Origin of the sequence: Bradyrhizobium sp. LTSP849, from assembly GCF_000938255.1 — a bacterium.
Taxonomy (GTDB): domain Bacteria; phylum Pseudomonadota; class Alphaproteobacteria; order Rhizobiales; family Xanthobacteraceae; genus Bradyrhizobium.
Genome location: NZ_JYMR01000034.1, coordinates 15,631 through 32,831, shown reverse-complemented (window position 1 = coordinate 32,831; position 17,201 = coordinate 15,631). Strand labels below are relative to the sequence as shown.

Below are 17,201 nucleotides of genomic sequence, written 5' to 3'. Positions count from 1 at the left end.
TTGACGGACAGTTCCGGGGCCATTTCCCGGGACGACGCGACGATCCTGCCCATAGCCTAAATACCTGCCGAGATCGGCCTTTTCGGCCGCTTACGGCGTTGCACCCGCATTCTGATTTTGGCAAGCTTGTGGCCGACTAGGGCCGCCCCTTCGGGCAAGGGGCGGCCCTGTTCAACATAAAGGCGCCGCACCGCACAACGGAAAAACAAAGGCGCCGGGGGTACGTACATCAAGGATCTGAGGCAAAAAATCACATGACAGCATTATGGTTGATTGTGCTCTGCGGAGTGCTTTCCGTCGTCTACGCGATCTGGGCGACGTCTTCGGTTTTGAGTGCGGATGCGGGGTCTCCGCGCATGCAGGAGATCGCAGCGGCGGTGCGCGAAGGCGCACAGGCCTACCTGCGGCGCCAGTACACCACGATCGGTATCGTCGGCATCGTCATCTTCGTGCTGCTCGTCTATTTCCTCGGGATCTACGTCGCGATCGGTTTTGCCATCGGCGCCATCCTGTCGGGGGCGACCGGCTTCATCGGCATGAACGTCTCGGTTCGCGCCAATGTGCGTACCGCCCAGGCCGCGACGACATCGCTGGCCGGCGGTCTCGAGCTCGCCTTCAAGGCGGGTGCCATCACCGGCATGCTGGTCGCCGGTCTCGCGCTGCTTGGCGTGACGCTCTACTTCGGCTTCCTGGTCTTTTCGCTGAAGCTTGCGCCTGACAGCCGCACCGTGGTCGACGCCATGGTGGCGCTCGGCTTTGGCGCCTCGCTGATCTCGATCTTCGCCCGTCTCGGCGGCGGCATCTTCACCAAGGGTGCGGACGTCGGCGGCGACCTCGTCGGCAAGGTCGAGGCCGGCATCCCCGAGGATGATCCGCGCAATCCGGCCACCATTGCCGACAACGTCGGCGACAACGTCGGTGACTGCGCCGGCATGGCCGCCGACCTCTTTGAGACCTATGCGGTGACCGCGGTCGCCACCATGGTGCTCGCGGCGATCTTCTTCGCCAAGACGCCGATCCTCATGAACATGATGACGTTGCCGCTCGCCATCGGCGGCATCTGCATCATCACCTCGATCATCGGCACCTTCTTCGTGAAGCTCGGGCCGAGCCAGTCGATCATGGGCGCGCTCTATAAGGGCCTGATCGCCACCGGCGTCCTGTCGCTGGTCGGCATCGCAGGGGTGATCTACACCCTGATCGGCTTCGGCAAGCTCGACGGCGTCGAATATACCGGCATGTCGCTGTTCGAATGCGGAATCGTCGGCCTCGTCGTCACCGCGCTGATCATCTGGATCACCGAGTACTACACCGGCACCGATTATCGTCCGGTGAAATCGATCGCGGCCGCGTCGGTGACCGGCCACGGCACCAACGTGATCCAGGGCCTTGCGATCTCGATGGAGTCGACCGCGCTGCCCGCACTCGTCATCATCGCCGGCATCCTCGTCACCTACAGCCTGGCCGGCCTGTTCGGCATCGCGATCGCGACCGCCACCATGCTCGCACTTGCCGGCATGGTCGTCGCGCTCGACGCCTTCGGCCCGGTGACCGACAACGCCGGCGGCATTGCCGAAATGGCGGGACTGCCGAAAGAGGTGCGCAAGTCGACCGATGCGCTCGACGCGGTCGGCAACACCACCAAGGCGGTGACCAAGGGCTACGCGATCGGCTCCGCCGGTCTCGGTGCTCTGGTGCTGTTCGCGGCCTACAATCAGGACCTCAAGTTCTTCATTGCGGACTCCGCGCACCACACTTATTTCGCCGGCGTCAATCCGGACTTCTCGCTCAACAATCCCTACGTGGTTGTCGGCCTGTTGTTCGGTGGCCTCTTGCCGTATCTGTTCGGCGCGATGGGCATGACTGCGGTCGGTCGCGCGGCGAGCGCGATCGTCGAGGAGGTGCGCCGGCAGTTCCGCGAGAAGCCGGGCATCATGCAGGGCACCGACAAGCCGGATTACGGCAAGGCGGTCGACCTGCTGACCAAGGCGGCGATCAAGGAGATGATCATCCCCTCGCTGCTGCCGGTGCTGTCGCCGATCGTCGTCTACTTCCTGATCTACGTCATCGCGGGCGGTGGTGCGGCCGGCAAGTCGGCGGCGTTCTCGGCGGTCGGCGCGATGCTGCTCGGCGTGATCGTGACGGGCCTGTTCGTCGCGATCTCCATGACCTCGGGCGGCGGCGCCTGGGACAATGCCAAGAAGTACATCGAGGACGGTCATTACGGCGGCAAGGGCAGTGACGCCCACAAGTCGGCGGTGACCGGCGACACCGTCGGTGATCCCTACAAGGACACCGCCGGTCCTGCCGTGAATCCGATGATCAAGATCACCAACATCGTGGCCTTGCTGCTGCTGGCAATCCTGGCACACTGAACCTGGGACACGTGTCCTGCGACAAACCCGCGGTGCAAGCCGCGGGTTTTTTGTTGTCTGTTTTACAGGGGACCGTCGCCATGACGTTCGAGACGACCAAATGTATGCGGTGCGGCTGCGACATGTTGGCGGCCGACACCGTCTGTCCGACTTGCGGCAAGGCGCAAAGAGGAGCCCGGCAATCCGGGCCTCGCACAATGTTGGCGGTCGCGCTGGCGGCGGCCGTCCTCTTCGCCTTCAACTGGTTCAAGTCCCCTGCGCCGCACGAAGGGCAGGCTACTGCACATCCATCTGCAAGCCTTCCTTCTCGATGATGCCGGCGAACTTCTTCGTCTCGGCGTCCACGAAGTCGGAAAACTGCTGTGGCGTGCCGTAGTCGGCGCGGGCACCCATGGCGACGATCTGCTTCTTCATGTCCTCGCGCTCAAGCATTGCCTTCACTTGAAGATTGAGCGCGTCGAGCACCGGAGCGGGGACGCCTTTCGGCAGGAATACTGAGAACCACGACGAGATGTCGAAATTCGCAAGCTCCGGCGCGCTCTCGCGCATGGTCGGCAGGTTCAGTGCGAGGTCGCTGCGCTCGGTCGTGGTGACGCAGAGGCCGTTGAGCGTGCCGTTCTGCACCTGCGGAAGGCTCGGATAGAGATTGTCGAACAGGACCTGGATGTCGCCGGCGAGCGCAGCCTGGAGCGCGGGGCCCGCGCCGCGGAACGGGATGTGCGTCATCTTCAGCCCGGTAAGCTGGAGGAACCAGGCACCGGTGAGATGAGGGCTCTGGCCGACGCCGGAGGAGGCGTAGCTGAGCTTGTCCGGATTGGCCTTGAGGAAGGCGATCAGCTCGGCGATCGACTTGATGCCGGTCTTCGGATGCGCCGAGACGATGTTCGGGATCCGAATCATGTTGGAGACCGGCTGGAGCTGGTCCGCCTTGTAGGTGAGGTTCTTGAAGATGCTGTAGGCGATCGCGTTCGGACCGGGATTGCCGATCAGGATGGTGTGGCCGTCGGCCTTGGAGCGGACGACCTCGGCCGTCCCGATGGTGCCGCCGCCGCCCGAGCGATTCTCCACGACCGCCGTCTGGCCCCAGGCGGACTGGAGATGGGCGGCGAGCAGCCGGCCCATCACGTCGGTCGAGCCGCCGGCTGCGGCCGGCACGATGACGCGGATATTCTCGGTCGGCTTCCAGTCAGCGAGGCTCGATCGCGGCAGGATGCCTGCGGCCGACAGGCCGGCAGCACCAGCGAGCACGCGACGACGGGACAGAAACTTCTTGGACACGAATCCACTCCCTGCTTCTTGTTTTGCAGAGAGGGTAGGGAACCCGGTGCACAACGGCAAGTCGCACGCGACGGCAAGTGCCGCGCGGAGAGCGGCACGACGCCGCAGGTGCAAACCTCAGCTCAAGGCCTCAGTTGAAGCTGAGCAGCTTGAACAGCGGTGCGAGGTAGCTCATCTCCTGACCCGAGGTCGGCGTGGTCCGGCTGATGAAGTCGAAGATCTTGCCGTCCTGGAGGCCGTAATTCGCAAGCCGGCGCACGCGCCGGTTCTTGTCGAAATAGATCGCGATCACGCGCTGATCGACCAGCTTCTGGTTCATGAAGGCGACCACGCGCTCGGAGCGCTGCGAGATGTAGTAAAACACCTCGCCATCCAGCGTGGCGACGGTGGAGGGCGTGCCCATCACGATCAGCACCTGATCCTGGCTCGCGCCGATCGGAATTTGCTCGAGCGCGCCGGGCGGCAGGATGTAGCCCTTCTGGAATTGCTCACCGGTGCAGCCGGCGAGCGCCGCGCCGACCAGGGTCACGGCCGCGAGCAGGCGCAAAGCGCGCCAGCGCGAATGAAGGCCGCGCGGTCTGTAGGCGCGCAGGCGGGTCTGGTTCGTTATGGTCATTGCGGAACTGATTCCGTCCCCTTGCGTCGCGCGAGGCGCTGAAGTACCGGGCGGGGGCTCTGAATGCAACTCGCGCGCGCCCGCTTGCGGAAACCACAATGCTTTGGCCGTTCAATCACTTCAGGAAACCCCGGCTAGCCCCGGCCGGCACCATTGAGGCCATCTATGGCATGATCGTGACGCAGGCGCGAGAACCCATATTTTACCGGGACTTGGGCGTGCCCGATACGGTTAATGGCCGTTTCGACCTGTTGCTGTTGCATCTCTGGCTGTTGCTGCGGCGCCTGCGGACGGCCCCGGGCGCCGTAGAGCTGTCGCAGGCCCTGTTCGACCGCTTTTGCGAGGACATGGACGATAATCTGCGCGAGATGGGTGTGGGGGACCAGACCGTCCCAAAGCGGATGCGGGCCTTCGGCGAGGCCTTTTATGGCCGCGTCCAGGCCTATGACCAGGCGATCGATGCCGGGGCCGAAGCGCTGGCGCAGGCGATCTGCAAGAATATCTTGAATGGCGCTGCGATGGATCGGGCGCGGCGGCTCGCCGCTTACGCGCAGGCCGCGGAGGCGAATCTCGGCTTGACCGGCGAACCGGCGCTGCTGCTCGGATCCTTCGAGTTTCCCGCGCCAATTGCGAAGGATGTGACGCCATGAACCGACCGATGACCGGACCCGACCCCTGGCGCGCTCCCGTGATGGTCGCGCATATTCCCGATACCGGCCTGCACCGGGAGCTTGAGGCTTCCGCCGCCGAGCGTCAGGCGGTCGCCGAGGTCGCCGGCCTCCGCGAGGTCCCGTCGATCCATGCCAGTTTCGACGTCGTGCCGAAGAGCGGCGGCCGGGTCCATGTCACAGGCCACGTCCGTGCCCGGGTCGGCCAGACCTGCGTGGTGACGCTCGATCCGATCGAGAGCGAGATCGACGAGGAGATCGACCTGATATTCGCGCCCGAGGCCGAGGCGCGGCGGCTGGCCGACCTGATTGAGGAAGGGCAGGACGATAAGGAGCCACCCGAGGTCGCCGATCCGCCGGAGGCCATCGTCAACGGCATCATCGACCTTGGCCGGCTCGCCACCGACGCGCTGTTCCTGGCGGTGGATCCCTATCCGCGCAAGCCGGGTGCCGTATTCGAGGTGGAGGTCACCGCTCCCGACCCCGAGGACAATCCCTTTGCGGCATTAAAGGCGCTGCAGGACAAGAATAAAGGCGAGTAGCTCGGGCGTCCCTCCCGCGGGAACGTTTTTGCGTCGAGGCCGCGAGGCGGATTGAGAGATCGTCTTATCTATCTGATTTCTATATATTTCACGCGATTTTTGGGACTCGCGGCCGGATCGCCCTCAATCCAAAAGCCTGGGGGCAAGAGGTTGTTTCGGGACCACAAAACGCTATTGTCGCGCCCCGGTCGGGGTGCGTCGTCGCGCTTGGCCGGTCGTCATATCCATGGCGAACCCATTTCGCGGTCCCGCCAGTTGACGACCGCGCCAGACCAGGTTTCCGGGATCTAGATGCCAAGCAAGGTTCGTATTGCGCTTGACGCCATGGGGGGCGACGTCGGCGCCGCCGTGGTCATTCCAGGCGCTGCCGTCTCGCTCGGCAGGCACCGCGAGACCGAGTTCCTGCTGGTCGGGGACCGCGCCAGGATCGAGCCCGAGCTCGATCGTCACCCCCAGCTCAAGGCCGTCTCCCGGATCATCCATACCGACGTTGCCGTCGGCATGGAGGACAAGCCGAGCCAGGCACTGCGGCGTGGCCGCAAGACCTCCTCGATGTGGCTTGCGATCGATGCGGTGAAGAAGGGCGAGGCGGATGTCGCGGTCTCCGCCGGCAATACTGGCGCGCTGATGGCGATGTCGCGCTTCCATCTGCGCATGCTGCCCGGCATCGACCGCCCGGCGATCGCGGGCATATGGCCGACGATGCGCGGGCAGTCTGTCGTGCTCGATCTCGGCGCCACCATCGGCGGCGATGCGCATCATGTGGTCTCGCTCGCGGTCATGGGCGCTGCGATGGCCAGCGTCTTGTTCAGCAAGCCGCGCCCAACGGTCGGCCTGCTCAACATCGGGACCGAGGAGATCAAGGGCCACGAGGAAATCCGCGAGGCCGGCGAAATTCTGCGCGCGATGAACTTGCCGGAGCTCGATTATATCGGCTTCGTCGAGGGCGACGGCATCGGCAAGGGGCTGGCCGACGTGATCGTCACCGAAGGTTTCAGCGGCAACATCGCGCTCAAGGCGGCCGAGGGAACCGCGCGCCAGATGGCCGAACTGCTCCGACACGAGATGCAGCGGAGCTGGATGTCCAAGCTCGGCTATCTCTTCGCCCGCGGCGCCTTCCAGGCCCTGCGCAACAAGATGGACCCGAACAAGTCCAATGGTGGGATGTTCCTTGGATTGAACGGGGTCGTGGTCAAGAGCCACGGCGGAATCAATGCCGAAGGCTTTGCCTATGCGATCGATGTTGGCTATGAGATGGTCAAATTCGATCTCCTGAACAAGATCAATCAGATGCTCAACCGCGAGGGTGGTGCACTCAATTCCGTGCAGACCGCGCAGGAGGCTGTTTCGTGACCAAAATTCGTTCGGTCGTGCTGGGCTGCGGTGCCTACCTGCCGGAGCAGGTGGTGACCAATGCCCAATTGGCGACGCGCATCGACACCTCCGACGAGTGGATCGTGCAGCGCACCGGTATTCGCGAGCGGCACATCGCGGCCGACGGCGAGTTCACCTCGCATCTCGCGATCAAGGCGGCGCAGGCAGCCCTCACTGATGCTGGCCTTGACGCGCAGTCGATCGACCTGATCGTGCTCGCGACCTCGACGCCGGACAACACGTTTCCTGCGACCGCGGTCGCCGTGCAGCATGGGCTCGGCATCAACCACGGCGCGGCCTTCGACCTTCAGGCGGTGTGCTCGGGCTTCGTGTTCGCGCTTGCGACCGCCGACAATTTCCTGCGCACCGGCGCCTTCAAACGCGCGCTGGTGATTGGCGCCGAGACTTTTTCGCGCATCCTCGACTGGAACGATCGCGGCACCTGCGTGCTGTTCGGCGACGGCGCGGGCGCGGTCGTGCTGGAGGCGCAGGAGCAGCCGGGCCAAGCCGCAACCGACCGCGGCGTGGTGACCACGCATCTGCGCTCCGACGGCCGCCACAAGGCCAAGCTGTTCGTCGACGGCGGACCGTCCTCGACCCAGACCGTCGGCCATCTGCGCATGGAGGGCCGCGAGGTCTTCAAGCACGCCGTCGGCATGATCACCGACGTGATCGTCGATGCCTTTGAGGCGACCGGCCACGACGCCGAAAGCATCGACTGGTTCGTGCCGCACCAGGCCAACAAGCGAATCATCGACGCGTCCGCCCACAAGCTTCATATCGCACCGCAGAAGGTGGTGCTGACGGTCGACCGTCACGGCAATACCTCGGCTGCCTCTATACCCTTGGCGCTGTCGGTGGCGCGCAAGGACGGCCGCATCAAGCGCGGCGACCTGGTTTTGCTGGAAGCGATGGGCGGCGGTTTCACCTGGGGCTCCGCGCTCGTGCGCTGGTAAGGCCACAGTCGATAAAATTTTGCCCGAATTGACGCGGATAATCGATGCGTCTGCATTGATGAGCGCTGTTGACCGCCGTATCGTAAGCTCATAATTTCAGACGACAATTGTTCGCCGTGATGTGGGGCAGGGCGATGACCGATACAAGTAAAACCGTAACGCGTGTTGATCTCTGCGAGGCCGTCTACCAGAAGGTGGGCCTGTCGCGCACGGAATCGTCTGCCTTCGTGGAACTCGTGCTGAAGGAGATCACCGACTGCCTGGAGAAGGGCGAGACGGTGAAACTCTCTTCGTTCGGGTCCTTCATGGTGCGCAAGAAGGGTCAGCGTATCGGCCGCAATCCGAAGACCGGCACCGAGGTGCCGATCTCGCCGCGCCGGGTTATGGTGTTCAAGCCGTCGGCGATCCTGAAGCAGCGGATCAATGCCCAGCACCGCACCAATGGCGACGGCAGCAAGGTTCAACCGGAGGCGTAACCGCGCTCCAAAAGGATTTGGCATTTGGACAAGGCGCCGGATGCGTTCCGAACCATCAGCGAAGTAGCGCAGGAACTCGACATTCCGCAGCACGTGCTGCGGTTCTGGGAGACCCGATTCTCTCAGATCAAGCCGATGAAGCGCAGCGGCGGCCGCCGCTATTACCGCCCCGACGACGTCGACCTGCTCAAGGGCATCCGCCGTCTGCTCTACGGGGAGGGCTACACCATCCGCGGGGTGCAGCGGATCCTCAAGGAGCACGGCGTCAAATCGGTGCAGGGCCTGGCCGACAGTTCGGCTGCTGTCTCGTTCGGCGCGATAGAGGACGCCATCGGGGCGAGCCTGATGGAGCCCGAGGAGGAGACGGGCGTCCGCGGCACCCTCGACACCGACGATGACGATTTCCAGGGCGGGGAGGAGGAAGGCATCGACTTCCGCTTCTCGGAGACCGACGACGAGGACATCCTCACCACCTTCCGCAAGGGCGGCACGGCGTCGCCGCCGGCCGGCCCCAGCGCGCTGGACCGGGAGCGCCTGGGTCGGGCGCTCAGCGACCTCGTCGCCTGCCGGGAAATGCTCGATCTGGCGCTGAAAGACGTCTGAGAGCACTTTTCGTCGTCTTTGCGGTCAGTTCCGGGAGCCTTGGGCGGAGACACCAAAATGGTGTGACCTCGCCTTGCGCAAAGCGGCGATCCTAGCTAATGGAACGACGTTCGGAGCGTGGCGCAGCCCGGTTAGCGCACTAGTCTGGGAGACTAGGGGTCGGAGGTTCAAATCCTCTCGCTCCGACCAACAATTTCAAAGGCTTACTCTGAGGCGGGCAGGGCGAGTTTTGCCCCGGGGAAACCTTGGGGAAACTCTGCCGTCGCTGTGACGTCGGACACCCTGCTGTGTGTATTCAACCGTTCTTTGCATTGGGTCCGTCGGCCCCGCTGGACAGAGAATCAGGTGCTGCCTCCCAGCAGCAGTCGCTGCCGATATCGCATTTCCGCCCCCTAAATTTCGAGTACTTCGCACGGCGAAATGCGTCCGCTTGTCCGGCATTCGCCCAGTTCAGCCGTGCACCGAAACGCAGCCAAGGTCGCTCTCGCGATCGTCGGCCTCCTGCCGCTGGCCGTGCTGACGCGAAGCACCGATGAGATTTAGGCCGGCGCGCTCCGTGCGCGAGTTCGTCGATGTCGTGCTGAAGCTAAGAACGGATGCGGCGGAGTGCGCGCTGATCCGATACTTGGCGACCAATCCCAAGAAACGAGAGCTTTTCACCAGGCTAGCCGACCACCTGATTGTGCTCGCCTCGGAGGTTGCGCGCGATTGCGGATGGCATGAAGCGCCCAGGATGAAAGACCTGGTCTGGGGCGGTCTTTCGAGGATCCGATCGAGATCGACGGACGCAAGCTCGCGCCGGCGAGTAGATCGCTGCGCTGCCGAAGAATGAGCACGAGGCGCCGGTATGGCGAGCAGCGATAGAAGCCCTGCTCCGGTGGTCGAGCGCGGCGGCCCAACCATGATGGCGCGCATCGGCATCATGCGCGTTGAACCGTCACTACGTTCCCGAGTTCAACCCAACGGGCAAAGAACCGCACTGGGGCCGGCGCAAGCTGAAGAGAGACCAATGAAGCCGCCAGCTGGTCGAGGAAATGTGGCCTGCTTCATACTCGCACCCTCAGATAGCACATACCCTGAAAAGCAATTACTCACTGCCTTGGGGATGCGCGATGGCGACATGCTCTCAGTGTTGGGGCTCTGGCAAGGTGCCGTGCCCAGCCTCACATTGCAGCCACGGCTGGGTTCCAAAACCGGGCGGCGACGGCATACAGCTTTGCACGACCTGTTTTGGGGCGGGAAAGATCCAGTGCGCTGCGTGTGGCGGCATCACGCCACCGATCAACGGCGGTCCGCTACCGCAACCGTCCCCCAACGTTGTGCTCTGGGTGTTGCTGATTTTATTCGTCGTCTTCATGGTTTTGCCTGGAATAACGTTCCTGGTCATCATGGCCAAGATATTGGCATAACTCGAAGGCCCGCCAGCGTGAACGGCCCACGCCTCATGAATGCTTAGCTTTGCTTTTCGCCGGGGTAGTCAGAAAACGCACACCAACCTGCTCGCCGTTGACCCAAACCAATTCACATCGACGGTACGCAGTACCTCTGGTCGAAAGCACAAGGAAGAACTCGCGCGCGGCGATGCCCTCGATCGATCCTTCGATAGAAAGCTTGCAGCCCGTTTGCGAGGCGTCGCTCATTTTGCAAGGCCGACTCCAAGTCCGATTGTCAGCAGGCATTTGAAAATTGTTTCGCGACCAAAAGAACCGCCGGCTTCATCGGCTGGCGGCAATGCCCATGCGTTCGCGGTACTCGTCACCAATCCTCGAGGAGAGATCCTACCGCGACACCTGTTGACGGCTGGTTACCGCTTCAGGTGACCGGCCCGGAGAGGGTATTCAAGCCTGCCTCGATGGCTGCGATATCCTGCTCGACCTGTGTGATGGACAACCGGTAATCGAAGCCAGTCCTGGCCTTCAGATCGACCGCCAAGCGTCGGCGGTGCATCCTCAGATCCTCGAGCGATTGCCGGTCCTTCAGTCTTGCGTAGCCTTCCACAATCAACTCAATTGCACTCGACATAACGCGACCCCGCAACCAAAATTCGGATTTGCAATACGAGCAGGCTAGCTGGGAAAGTGATGTCTGTAAATTGGGCAAAGAAAAGCCCCGCCGAACTTGGGGAGTTGGCGGGGAGAGTTTATTTGGACTGTGCGACCGGGATTGCCGGCCGCGGCTCGGAGCCTATGCGAGCTTGGGCAGGTGAGTGAGCCTAACTAAGTGGGCAGAGGCCGCCTCAGCCGCCGGCGGTGCGTCATGAGCCGCTGCCGGTCGCGCTTTCTCATCGATCGGCGCGGCTTCCAAATTGGCGTGTCCCGCGGCGGGCGGATGGGCCTTTATGGGTTCTTCTTCGCTTTCCCGCGTGTACCCGGAATCCCAACGCAGGTCGTGAAGCGGAGCGGCAGCCGGCGTAGGCCGCAGGTGCTGCCAATTGCAGTAGCCTGCGGCCGCTCGCGGGCAATCTGATCAAAGGTGCGAATCTACCGCTTTACAACCTTGGGGAAAACCGCCTCTAGGTCAGCAAGTCTGCATTTTCCGAATCGGGCGCACCGTGCTCGCTCGTGTTAGTTTTCAATTTGCGCGGATGCTCGCGTGAGCCAATTCTTATCCGTACTGATGTTGGCGACGGCTTTGACGTTGACCGTATGTCTCGGGGTGGCAGCTTGGCGCCAGTCCTCCGACAAAGACGTCGATATCACCGCAACAATTCCGCATCAGGAATACGGCTGGCGAGCGAAGCCGACCAACTGAAGACCCCCCGCGAAGGCCCCGTATTTCTACCAGCCTGGCGAACGTCCTATTGATCTCGCGCCTTGGTTGCGCTTGGATGCGCGCGGCTGGGGAAACAAACATGCGTAATCTGGGAATCGCGGCGCTAAGCGTCGCGCTGGCAGGGTGTGCTTCGTCGGCAGCCGACATTACGCCGTCCTACGTCTCACCGGTTCAGTATCAATCTTATACTTGCCAGCAGCTGGCCCTTGAGGCTCAGTCAATCTCGGCGCGAGCCGCTACATTGTCGGGAGCTCAGGATAGTCAGCGAACGAAAGATGGCGTGGCTACCGCGGCAGCGATCGTTATCTTCTGGCCGGCAGCGTTCTTCGTCGGTGGCGATAAGCAAACCGCGGCTGAGCTTGCCCAAATGAAAGGGCAGATGGTCGCCGTCGAGCAGGCTTCAATTGCGAAGAAATGCAACATCCAATTCCAAGGCAGACCTGGTGGCGAGGCCGCCGCGGCTGGGGCTCCAGCCGAGCCCGCCCCCGAGCCTCTACAGCCGCAGGCTCAGCCCAAACCCCGCGCGAAGCCAAAGTCGCGAGTTCAGGCGGCAGTTGCTCCCGCTTCACCGCCGCTACCTACCGAACCTGCCAAGCAATAGCGCGGCAAGCTCAGGGCCCTACGCTCGCCCTACGGTTGCGGAAGATTGACACCCGTTGCGAGGTGGAAATGCGAATTGCGGTAATTATAGGCGGCTTAGCCATTTTCATTTTGGCTACAGACGCGCGGGCTCGTGAATTTGGCGGGTATGAATGTTCGGACAATTGTTCGGGGCACGCGGCCGGCTATCGCTGGGCCGAGGCCCACAGCATTACCTCGGATGCCGCTTGTCCTCTGCGGGGCAATGCAATTTCCTTCTATGAAGGTTGTTTAGCTTACGTCGAAGATCCATACCGTGGCGCCGACGAGGACGATGATGGGGACGAGATCGACGATTAGGAAAAATCAATGTTGCAGTCCGATCAGACCACCAAGCGCATTTTCGATTTCGACCGGAAGGCGGTCGCCTTCTGGATGCTGTCAGCGACTGCCGGTTCGCATTTTTGTCACGTACGAAGCGATCCGATCAAAGGACAATTCGGTGATAGATCCTCAGGGATCCGTAGAATTTTGATCGCCTCAGGACCATTATCGAGGCCGCTGCGTCCGCCAAACACGAGCGCGGCGAACTCGCCGATTTCAAGCACGAAGGACAAGACACCGTTGTGATTAGAGACATGGATCTGACCTAAATGAATACCGCCGATTGGGCGCTCGTCATTAGCATCTGCTCGGCAGCGACATCACTGGCCGGCTTCGTTTGGAACGTCTGGTCAAAGTTCATCTATCCGAAGCCGCGAGTCCAGGTGAGTTTCTCCATGGTGAGGGCTATTCGGCTCGGCGTGAGCGAAGACGATCCACCCCGCGCCCTGATGCTCTCCGCAACCAACATGGGACCTTCGGAGGTCACGCTGCGATCGGCACTGGTCAAGTTCAAGCCGTACTGGTTCTCAGAGGTCTCGCACGGCCTGCTCAACACGTTGCCTACTATGCCGATGTCGACGGACTATGAAACCGAATATGAGATGGGCGGCGGAGGGCCGTTCGCTGCCGGCTTCCCCAAAAAGCTCGCCGTCGGCGAAAGCTTCAGTGCGTATCTGGTTCCAGACCACGAAACGCTGGCGAAGGGCAATTACGAGCGGATCGGCTTCGACGACAGCTTCAACCGCATGCACTGGGCGCCGCGGCGACAAATTCTGACTGCGCTGCCGTCAATCCGTGAAGCCTGCCAACGGTCAAGCAAGGACTGGAGACCATCGCTTCGCTGACGGTGGGGAAATCAGACGCGTCGCTTCGAATTTGACAGATGAGGCGTACTTGAAAGGACCGACTGGAAATAATCTTCATCCAGAAAACGGAGCAGTTTTTTAAGTTCGGCCTTTTTTGTGGGTAGTACCAGGGCGAGTTTGTCGCCGTTAGCCTCCGTATCGATGTTGATCCCGAAGACAAGGGCGGACGCCTTGGTTGCCTCGAAATCAATTCTCTCCAGGATGCCGCTCTGCATAACAAGGGCGACCTTTCGCCTTATCCAATTATCGGACGTCGCAATGAACGTAGCGAGGTCATTGATTTTTAGAGCTTCACTTGTCGCGAAGTCATTCAAATCCTCGTCGGTTGCCTCTCTAAAATACTGGGTAAGATCAAAAATTTGACGCGCAGAGTGAAAGTTGAAAAATGAAAGCCTATCGTCCTCCAATATTGCGGAGAGATTAGCGCCAATTGTTAGGCCAACGCCTTCGACCTTTTTAAAGACGTCGGCCGAATGGAAAATCGCGAATCCCTTGTTGGATAAGATTCTCCGCTTATCAAAATTTTGAACTAGCGCGATCCTTCTCCCCTCATGAGTTTTTCCCATGAAAAGTGCCCTAATCATTTCGAATTCAGCTGCATCAGCCGCGATCTGGGGAATACCTAAAGGGGTTGCGATCGCCTCGTGGAGCCCGTCAATATCGTCATATTCATCAATGAAAAGGCACTCGCCATCATCAGGCTTGTATTTCCCATCAAAGGGGATCTGCTCCTCGCTGGATGTTCGGAATCGCCGTTCTTGACCGCTGAAGATCTCGTCCATCTCGCGCTGTACATCGGCTGTCAGCGGAATGCGCACAATTCTTCGATCACTCATCAACGCAAACAAATTCACTCAACGATCTCCAAAAGCATCGATCCTGATATTCGTTTGACAGTCTTCACATCCCTAGGATCGAAAATTTCCCGCCGCGTGATCAGAGTGTACACCATGCCATTTGCGGATTCGGCTTTGTAGAAACGGTACCCAACAAGCCGCATCAATGGACTAGGTATTGTTGCGTCAGTGAGCCAGAACACGACCCAGACGACACAGCCGATCAGCAGGATCGCGCCAACCGTAATATCGGACGCTCTGGCAAGGAAGGGGAAAATATATGTAACCACAACTCCCAAGAGCAGAACGTCATTCGACTCGATCTTCCTCACAGCGAAGGGGAATTCCTCGCCTCTCCACTTGAGCGCCGTCAGAACATAAACGACCATGAGGCTGCCAATTAAGCCCGCGGCCACGTAGTAGATCGCGTCCCAAAACGGACTGCCGCCAAAAAGACGAGCCACCCCAACGCTGATCAGCGCCGGCGAAAAAGCGGCCACGAAGAGGACTGTCTTGAGCGTATTCCTCATTCAGCTCTCACACGGCCAAAAACAGAACATAACGTGAATATACGTAAACCTACGGGAATTGCAAGGTCGCGAATCAACTGCACGTTTAACCCTTGGAGCCTGTACAAAAACCGAACTCGGCCTTCTGTTTCGACGAGATACTAGTCGGCTCGTGCTCGATCTGCCGCACCGGCTAAGGGCCGATGCGGCTTACGGTCTGATGATCCGATCTGCGCGGGCGTGATATCGATTATGGGCGGCCTAGGATCGTGAGTAATGATCTGGATGACCACGCCTGGCGAAGCATGGCCCGGAAGCTCTGCTGACGCCGCCTCAGGCACGACGCCAATCAGGCCTAGGACGAAGCTCGAGGCTCGGTCACGCACCATCTCGTTCGGGCTGTCGAGCAAAGCCAGCTTCGTTGCACCGGCCCGGGCGGCGCCGACGGCAAGCGAGCGCTTGATCTTCTGGCGCAGGTCGCAAGCGTACCGGGCGCGTAATAGGGTTTGCCGGTGCCCGGAGTGACGAGGCCGGACTGCGGGCCAAGACCGGCTGGGCTGATCATTTCGTAGAAGGCGGCTTGCACAGCTTCAGTCATATTTTCCAAGCCTCTTTCGTTTCGAAACGTCAGCGCTTGGGGCAAGCCCCTGGCGGCGGGGTGCGTGACGTCGTGATCTCAGAAATCCGGTGGAAGCTCCGGTTGCTTCGGCGCCGGCTTCTGCATTGGGCCGAGCAAGCCGGCGAAGGGGTCCTGTCGAACCGCGTTCTGCCAGTCTTGCCACGGGATGTAGCCCGGCGAGAGGTAGTGCGCGGTCATGTCATTCAGCCCGACATACTGCCCGGCAGGGCGTGGTTGGCGGCCTGAGTCGCAACCTCAGGGCCGATCGTGCCAAGGGCGCGCGTCCACGGGATCAGTGTGTGCACCGGATCTCGCCAAAGGTTCTGCGTCGTCATCGACATCAGCAGCGCAGCCCGGCGGAGTTTGTCAGCGATGGACGTTCCCGGCGGCCCTGAAATGCTGCCCTCCTGGCCGGCGTCGGGAGCGTTGTGAGTAAATAGCTCGGTCATGGCGCATGTGTTCCTTTTCGTCCAGTTGGTTGAAGTCAATCTGTGAAGGTGCCGAGCACGTCCTCTATTGCCGTCCAAATAAGACGACGTGAGCTGCACTTGGATCAACAGCGGCCGACATAGCCTCGTTGAGGAAGCGCACCTGCACGGACCCGACAGCGCGAGTGCTTTGCTCGACTAAAGGAACGCAACCCTCCGCCGTATTGCCGGTGATCTCCGGAGTGACCAGACAGCAATAGTTCGCGCTTGCGAATGCCGTCGTAAAGGTCACGGTGTAGATGCCCGCTGCAGCGCGATTGACGCTTGCGACGTTATAGGATGCGTCGACCGTAAGCGCGGAACCCGTCCAATGAAATATCACCCAAACCTTTGCCGCGCTATCGTCGGCTGTCACGCCAATGTTGTTGCGTGCCTGTGCCTGTTGTGCAGGCGACGCACCTTGCGCAGCGACATAGCTGACGCCTCCGAGATTGTTCAACGCGGTGTTTGCGTTCGCGACATCCGAGAGATTGTTTCCTGCCGTTAAGTCGCCCACCCCCGGTTGCCCGGCGATGTTGAAATTCCAGTCTGAGAACGTGCCGCTTCCGTTTATCTTGTCGACGTTGATCGTGAGTGTCGTGCCGCTGTATGTCGCGACACCTTCCACCCACTTCGTCGTGTCCCCGTTCGACGCGGCCCGAATGCGGGCGCCGTTGGTGTAGGCCAGTCCTGGCTGCGTCGTGAACGCCTTCGAACCCGTCCCAATCGCGAGTGATGTGACAGAAGAGCCTCCATAGCCCGCCAACACGGAAATCAGCAGCCATTTTCCGGCGGCGAGATCTGTCGCAAACACGCCCGACGTGTGCGCGACAAGTGCCCGGTATAGGCTCGCCCCCTGCACGGCGCTGTTGCCAACGGCGTAGGGCGTCGCAGTCAGCCACGGGCCGGCTGGAGCCAAGCCGGCGCTTTGCAATGAAGGCGCCAATTGGTCGTAACCGATGGTGCCGTTCTTGATCGCACCGTCATCGCGCTGAATCAGCGCAAGATTCGTCCGAATCTGGTCAGTGGTGGTCTTGATGTCCTGAAATTCGATGTCGATCGCCTGCCCCGGGAAATTGGCCAGGGTCGCAGAATCGGAAACGAACGAATGCTGGGGGGAATATGGCTTTGGCTGTGACACGGGGCATCCTCGAGTGGAGGGACGCCGCCGGCGACGCGACTAATTCGGCCATGGAAGAATAATACTAAAATTCGCAGGGCGCATCAAGCTTTCCCCGCTGCTTGGGTTCTTAGCCAGAGAGTAGGCTTGGCTGTGCATGA

18 protein-coding genes, 1 tRNA gene and 1 pseudogene are annotated in these 17,201 nt (G+C 61.1%); 11 read left to right on the top strand and 9 right to left on the bottom strand.

Annotation, left to right across the window (positions count from 1 at the left end; all coding sequences use genetic code 11):
• The first annotated feature begins 254 nt into the window (after nucleotides 1-254).
• Nucleotides 255-2,375, top strand: coding sequence for a sodium-translocating pyrophosphatase (locus UB31_RS21390; protein WP_045012300.1), 2,121 nt, complete (start codon nucleotides 255-257; stop codon nucleotides 2,373-2,375).
• Nucleotides 2,376-2,651: 276 nt separating this feature from the next.
• Here UB31_RS21390 and UB31_RS21385 read toward each other — a convergent pair whose 3' ends face one another.
• Nucleotides 2,652-3,653, bottom strand: a complete 1,002-nt coding sequence (locus UB31_RS21385) for a Bug family tripartite tricarboxylate transporter substrate binding protein (protein WP_045012299.1) — start codon at nucleotides 3,651-3,653, stop codon at nucleotides 2,652-2,654.
• Nucleotides 3,654-3,783: 130 nt separating this feature from the next.
• Nucleotides 3,784-4,269, bottom strand: a complete 486-nt coding sequence (locus UB31_RS21380; RefSeq protein ID WP_045012298.1) for an outer membrane protein assembly factor BamE — start codon at nucleotides 4,267-4,269, stop codon at nucleotides 3,784-3,786.
• 98 nt (nucleotides 4,270-4,367) lie between these two features.
• Between UB31_RS21380 and UB31_RS21375 the strand changes: the two genes are divergently transcribed.
• From UB31_RS21375 to UB31_RS21345, 7 genes are all read left to right on the top strand, one after another.
• Nucleotides 4,368-4,919 (top strand): ubiquinol-cytochrome C chaperone family protein, encoded by a 552-nt coding sequence (locus UB31_RS21375; RefSeq protein WP_045012297.1) that lies wholly within the window; start codon nucleotides 4,368-4,370, stop codon nucleotides 4,917-4,919.
• On the top strand, nucleotides 4,916-5,479 hold the full coding sequence (locus UB31_RS21370) for a YceD family protein (RefSeq protein WP_045012296.1): 564 nt from the start codon (nucleotides 4,916-4,918) through the stop codon (nucleotides 5,477-5,479). Before UB31_RS21375 ends, UB31_RS21370 begins: the two co-directional genes overlap by 4 nt.
• A 291-nt stretch (nucleotides 5,480-5,770) precedes the next feature.
• A complete protein-coding gene (plsX, locus tag UB31_RS21365; protein WP_045007958.1) occupies nucleotides 5,771-6,832 on the top strand; it encodes a phosphate acyltransferase PlsX in 1,062 nt (353 codons plus the stop codon).
• Nucleotides 6,829-7,809 (top strand): beta-ketoacyl-ACP synthase III, encoded by a 981-nt coding sequence (locus UB31_RS21360; protein ID WP_045012295.1) that lies wholly within the window; start codon nucleotides 6,829-6,831, stop codon nucleotides 7,807-7,809. Before plsX ends, UB31_RS21360 begins: the two co-directional genes overlap by 4 nt.
• 134 nt (nucleotides 7,810-7,943) lie before the next feature.
• The gene (locus UB31_RS21355) at nucleotides 7,944-8,285 is read left to right on the top strand and encodes an integration host factor subunit alpha (RefSeq protein WP_028171641.1); all 342 of its coding nucleotides are present in this window, start codon (nucleotides 7,944-7,946) and stop codon (nucleotides 8,283-8,285) included.
• 24 nt (nucleotides 8,286-8,309) lie between these two features.
• The gene (locus tag UB31_RS21350) at nucleotides 8,310-8,888 is read left to right on the top strand and encodes a MerR family transcriptional regulator (protein ID WP_045012294.1); all 579 of its coding nucleotides are present in this window, start codon (nucleotides 8,310-8,312) and stop codon (nucleotides 8,886-8,888) included.
• 111 nt (nucleotides 8,889-8,999) lie between these two features.
• A tRNA-Pro gene (locus UB31_RS21345) sits at nucleotides 9,000-9,077 on the top strand.
• 1,253 nt (nucleotides 9,078-10,330) lie between these two features.
• On the opposite strand, the pseudogene UB31_RS40565 reads toward UB31_RS21345, so the two are convergent.
• Both UB31_RS40565 and UB31_RS21335 read right to left on the bottom strand, forming a co-directional pair.
• Nucleotides 10,331-10,585 (bottom strand): annotated as a pseudogene (locus UB31_RS40565) (PilZ domain-containing protein); the annotation flags it as partial.
• Between the two features lie 115 nt (nucleotides 10,586-10,700).
• Complete coding sequence (locus UB31_RS21335) at nucleotides 10,701-10,910, bottom strand: hypothetical protein (RefSeq protein WP_045012292.1); 210 nt, start codon at nucleotides 10,908-10,910, stop codon at nucleotides 10,701-10,703.
• A gap of 829 nt (nucleotides 10,911-11,739) precedes the next feature.
• On the opposite strand from UB31_RS21335, the gene UB31_RS21330 reads away from it, so the two are divergent.
• The 3 genes from UB31_RS21330 (at nucleotide 11,740) to UB31_RS21320 (ending at nucleotide 13,468) form a co-directional block, all read left to right on the top strand.
• Complete coding sequence (locus UB31_RS21330; protein ID WP_245306039.1) at nucleotides 11,740-12,261, top strand: hypothetical protein; 522 nt, start codon at nucleotides 11,740-11,742, stop codon at nucleotides 12,259-12,261.
• Between the two features lie 347 nt (nucleotides 12,262-12,608).
• Nucleotides 12,609-12,869, top strand: coding sequence for a hypothetical protein (locus UB31_RS41575; RefSeq protein ID WP_156175484.1), 261 nt, complete (start codon nucleotides 12,609-12,611; stop codon nucleotides 12,867-12,869).
• 23 nt (nucleotides 12,870-12,892) lie between these two features.
• A complete protein-coding gene (locus UB31_RS21320; RefSeq protein ID WP_045012290.1) occupies nucleotides 12,893-13,468 on the top strand; it encodes a hypothetical protein in 576 nt (191 codons plus the stop codon).
• 11 nt (nucleotides 13,469-13,479) lie between these two features.
• Here the strand turns inward: UB31_RS21320 and UB31_RS21315 are convergent, their stop codons facing one another.
• The 5 genes from UB31_RS21315 to UB31_RS21300 all read right to left on the bottom strand — a co-directional run bounded on the left by UB31_RS21315 (nucleotide 13,480) and on the right by UB31_RS21300 (nucleotide 17,061).
• A complete protein-coding gene (locus UB31_RS21315) occupies nucleotides 13,480-14,343 on the bottom strand; it encodes a Kiwa anti-phage protein KwaB-like domain-containing protein (RefSeq protein WP_156175483.1) in 864 nt (287 codons plus the stop codon).
• Entirely contained in the window at nucleotides 14,340-14,855 is a 516-nt protein-coding gene (locus UB31_RS21310) for a KwaA family protein (RefSeq protein ID WP_045012289.1), read from the bottom strand. The genes UB31_RS21315 and UB31_RS21310 overlap by 4 nt, the downstream gene beginning before the upstream one ends.
• A gap of 655 nt (nucleotides 14,856-15,510) precedes the next feature.
• Nucleotides 15,511-15,651, bottom strand: a complete 141-nt coding sequence (locus tag UB31_RS41570) for a hypothetical protein (protein ID WP_156175482.1) — start codon at nucleotides 15,649-15,651, stop codon at nucleotides 15,511-15,513.
• Between the two features lie 5 nt (nucleotides 15,652-15,656).
• Nucleotides 15,657-15,902: a hypothetical protein gene (locus tag UB31_RS21305; protein WP_045012288.1), complete on the bottom strand. Its 246-nt coding sequence runs from the start codon at nucleotides 15,900-15,902 to the stop codon at nucleotides 15,657-15,659.
• A gap of 64 nt (nucleotides 15,903-15,966) precedes the next feature.
• A complete protein-coding gene (locus UB31_RS21300) occupies nucleotides 15,967-17,061 on the bottom strand; it encodes a hypothetical protein (RefSeq protein WP_045012287.1) in 1,095 nt (364 codons plus the stop codon).
• Between the last annotated feature and the right edge of the window lie 140 nt (nucleotides 17,062-17,201).